The organism is Bathymodiolus azoricus thioautotrophic gill symbiont (assembly GCF_001298715.1).
In the GTDB taxonomy this organism is placed as follows: Bacteria; Pseudomonadota; Gammaproteobacteria; order PS1; family Pseudothioglobaceae; genus Thiodubiliella.
In genome coordinates, this window is record NZ_CDSC02000058.1 from 1 (window position 1) to 3,367 (window position 3,367).

Annotated in this window: 6 protein-coding genes; all 6 read right to left on the reverse strand. The window is 40.4% G+C overall.

What is annotated here, in order from left to right; all coding sequences use genetic code 11:
* On the reverse strand, positions 1-248 hold a 248-nt coding region (locus tag BAZSYMA_RS01065; RefSeq protein WP_241502513.1), incomplete at its 3' end, for an FAD-dependent oxidoreductase.
* A 60-nt stretch (positions 249-308) separates the two neighbouring features.
* Positions 309-560, reverse strand: a complete 252-nt coding sequence (locus tag BAZSYMA_RS01070) for a hypothetical protein (protein ID WP_090714678.1) — start codon at positions 558-560, stop codon at positions 309-311.
* On the reverse strand, positions 560-1,264 hold the full coding sequence (locus BAZSYMA_RS01075) for an MBL fold metallo-hydrolase (protein ID WP_090714680.1): 705 nt from the start codon (positions 1,262-1,264) through the stop codon (positions 560-562). The genes BAZSYMA_RS01070 and BAZSYMA_RS01075 overlap by 1 nt, the downstream gene beginning before the upstream one ends.
* Positions 1,261-1,560, reverse strand: a complete 300-nt coding sequence (locus BAZSYMA_RS01080; protein WP_090714682.1) for a YciI family protein — start codon at positions 1,558-1,560, stop codon at positions 1,261-1,263. Before BAZSYMA_RS01080 ends, BAZSYMA_RS01075 begins: the two co-directional genes overlap by 4 nt.
* A gap of 2 nt (positions 1,561-1,562) precedes the next feature.
* Complete coding sequence (locus BAZSYMA_RS01085) at positions 1,563-2,192, reverse strand: DUF2238 domain-containing protein (protein WP_237731626.1); 630 nt, start codon at positions 2,190-2,192, stop codon at positions 1,563-1,565.
* Between the two features lie 15 nt (positions 2,193-2,207).
* A complete protein-coding gene (gene dapB / locus BAZSYMA_RS01090) occupies positions 2,208-2,939 on the reverse strand; it encodes a 4-hydroxy-tetrahydrodipicolinate reductase (protein ID WP_090714684.1) in 732 nt (243 codons plus the stop codon).
* Between the last annotated feature and the right edge of the window lie 428 nt (positions 2,940-3,367).

The following is a 3,367-nucleotide window of genomic DNA, read 5'->3' on the forward strand; positions in this document are numbered from 1 at the left end:
GCAATAAAATCCCATTGCGTATAGTGCGATAACGCAGATTTAGCGAAGTGAGGGTTGTTAGAAATATAGGCTTTTGGGTCAATGTGAAAATTCGTAAAATTACAACGACCGCCACCTGAAATCAAAATCTTTTTGCCTGCTTTATTCGACTTGTCTATGAGTAAAACTTTGCGTCCACGCTGCTGTGCTTGTGAGGCACACATTAGCCCTGCTGCGCCTGCACCAATAACAACAACATCGTATTTCATAATGGCGAATTATAACTGTAACAAACCACTGGGAGAAACAAATACAACCACCGCATTATGTTATGTGTTATACATTTCAACAATATAATAAAGCATCGTGCCTTCAGACGAGCGCGCTGGACCTGCTACTTTAGCGGCATAAAATTTATTATTGGGATTGGCTTGCATCATGGCAGTTTCTAAATCTTCAACGATTTCAACGCTAGTTGCTGGCACACGCTCACGCTTTATTCGTGGAATACGTACCACGGCAAACTGCTCTTTGGCAAAATTTGCTCTTGGATGTGGGTCTAATGAATAGCCATTAACCATCAGTCTGCCACAATTTTAGAACCACATACTTGATTCGCTGGTACAGCAACATGAATTTTTTTAGGTAAATCTAGCACCATTGCATTAACACGACGAACAAACTCCTCTTTATCAACACCATTGCCAATCATTTCATTAAATTGCTTTTCTTCCTCAATAGAACTCACTGTTCTACCGCCATAATCATGGGCGGGATACACGCAAGTTGTATCAGGTAGTGTAAACATCTTTTGAATGGAAGCATATAATTTTTCTGCCGAACCACCTTGAAAATCGCACCGACCACAGCTCCTAATCAACAGAGCATCCCCTGTAAAAATTTTATCATCAACCACATACGACATACAGCCATCCGTATGACCTGGCGTTGTCATTGCAACCATCTGGTGTGAACCAAAATTTAGACTTTCGCCCTCTTTGATTAAAATATCAGCACAAGCAACTGGATTAGCCGCGCCAAGCACAATTTTGGCATTTTTAAATTTTTGCTTCAAAGGGCATGAGCTGGTAATATGATCAGCATGCACATGGGTTTCGACAATGTATCTTAAATCCAAGCCTAATTCTTCAATCAAGCCAATATCGCGTTGCTGAGTTTCATCCACTGCGTCAATAATAATCGCCTCTTTGGTGTCTACATCTGCCAATAAATAGGTATAAGTTGAGCTTATCTTTTCAAATAAAGGACGAAATAACAAACTCATGGCAACACCCTTTTAAAGGGCTTGACGATGACGCTTTCATAAGCACCTGATGCTAAATACGGGTCAGCATCTGCCCAAGTTTGCGCCTCTTCAAGACAGTCAAACTCCGCCACCACCAATGAACCGGTAAACCCTGCTTCGCCTGGTTCGTTGTTGTCAATCGCAGGATGCGGTCCCGCTAAAATTAAGCGCCCTTCATTTTTAAGTGTATTTAAACGCTCAATGTGTGCTGGACGCACCGACATTCTTTTTGTTAACGAATCTTTACTGTCCTGTGACATAATGGCATATAGCATGGTTAGCCCCTCCAGTAGCGCTGACTAAACAGCGCTAATAATCCAAACACACAACCCCCTACGATGTCCATCAATATATCTTTTTGTGCATCCCAAATATCGCCTTGTGAGCCTAAAAATGCCGCGCCAGATTTACCGCCTTCTAAAACGGCATAATACATCTCAATAACCTCATAACTTGCTGCCCAAAAACCTAAGGCAAAGACAGCAAAAACAAATGCAACACCCTTATTAGCAACCCACTTTTTTCTCAAGCTAATCTCAACCACAGGATAGGCAAAAACACCTACTAAGAAATGCCCCAAGCGATCAAAATTATTACGCCCCTCAGGGAGAATAAAATCAAGCTTTAATTTGGATAACAGCTGATTGCCCCAATCAAAAGGCACCAATTCAAAAGTATAATACCCGCCAACGGTGTGATAGCACAAAAATAAAGTCATTAAAAAATAAGAAAAATTCGAAAATTTGAAGCGAGAATAAGTCAGCAACAAAAGACCGACAACGATTAAAACTGGGATATTTTCCGCCCACCAAGTTACTCGATCATAGGGATTGATTGCCAATATAATGAATAAAATCATGTAAATTGCCAATAAAATAAGCGGTATTTTATGTAAATGTGTTTTCATATTTATAGTCCTTTGTTATATTTTTAATACATCTTTCATGGAATATAAGCCAGCGGGCTCACCTTTTAGCCAATTTGCTGCACGCACTGCACCATTGGCAAAAGTCATTCTTGATGAGGCTTTGTGGGTGATCTCTACCCGCTCACCTTCCATAAAGAAGCTCACAGTGTGCTCACCCACCACATCACCACCGCGAATAGTAGAAAAACCAATTGTCTCTTTATTACGTGGCTCTTCAATGCCTTCTCGTCCATACACGCCACATTTGGACAAATCTCTACCCAAAGCATTCGCCACCACTTCGCCCATCTTCAACGCAGTACCTGATGGTGCATCCACTTTATAACGATGGTGCGCTTCAACGATTTCAATATCGGAATCATCCCCAATCACACGAGCTGCCATGTCCAATAATTTCAACGAAAGATTAACGCCAACACTCATATTAGGCGCAAACACCACTGGCATTTTTTTAGCAGCACTGTTAATAGCTGCCAAACCAGCATCATCAAAACCTGTGGTGCCAATAACCATTGCTTTATTTGCAGACAAGCAAATGGCAAGATAATCAAGTGTGGCTTCTGGACGAGTAAAATCAATCAACACCTCAAATTGATCCAATACAGCATTTAGATCATCACCCTTATCCAGTTTAACACCCAATGCCATGCCATCGGTTTGCTCAATTGCCTTAATAATGGTTTGCCCCATACGCCCAAATGCACCGGTTACTGCTATTTTTACCATAGAATTTTTATTTTTTATTTTAATAACTGGTGTTAATTATACCGAGGTTCACTTAATAAGTCTTTGCTCAACCTAAGACAACTGAAAAAACCACAGGAGACCTTTGTACAAATAGGGATGATTGGCAAAATCCAATTTTTGCCCAATTGGTGATTTCTTTAAACCTTGTCCTAGCAGAGTCAGCGTCACCCAGCAATATTCTAAAAAGGTTTACTTAAAAAAAAACTCGTCAAATGGCGGGAGCGGGCTATTTTTCTTATTTTTAGGTAAAAATACACTATTTTCTGCATTTCAGTGCATAGCCTCCTTGCAGATAAATCGCACTAGGTTTTTTGGGCGCCCTTCATTTTAGAGATTTTTTAACTTTTTGTTTGCCATATAGCAAACAACCCAAGTAAAAACTTGGGTTGTTTGTTAAAAAATATGGG

Coding starts and splice junctions, on each gene's coding strand:
- BAZSYMA_RS01075 (WP_090714680.1), bottom strand. CDS start 1,264: ATGAGTTTGTTATTTCGTCCTTTATTTGAAAAGATAAGCTCAACTTAT.
- BAZSYMA_RS01080 (WP_090714682.1), bottom strand. CDS start 1,560: ATGCTATATGCCATTATGTCACAGGACAGTAAAGATTCGTTAACAAAA.
- BAZSYMA_RS01070 (WP_090714678.1), bottom strand. CDS start 560: ATGGTTAATGGCTATTCATTAGACCCACATCCAAGAGCAAATTTTGCC.
- BAZSYMA_RS01085 (WP_237731626.1), bottom strand. CDS start 2,192: ATGAAAACACATTTACATAAAATACCGCTTATTTTATTGGCAATTTAC.
- dapB (WP_090714684.1), bottom strand. CDS start 2,939: ATGGTAAAAATAGCAGTAACCGGTGCATTTGGGCGTATGGGGCAAACC.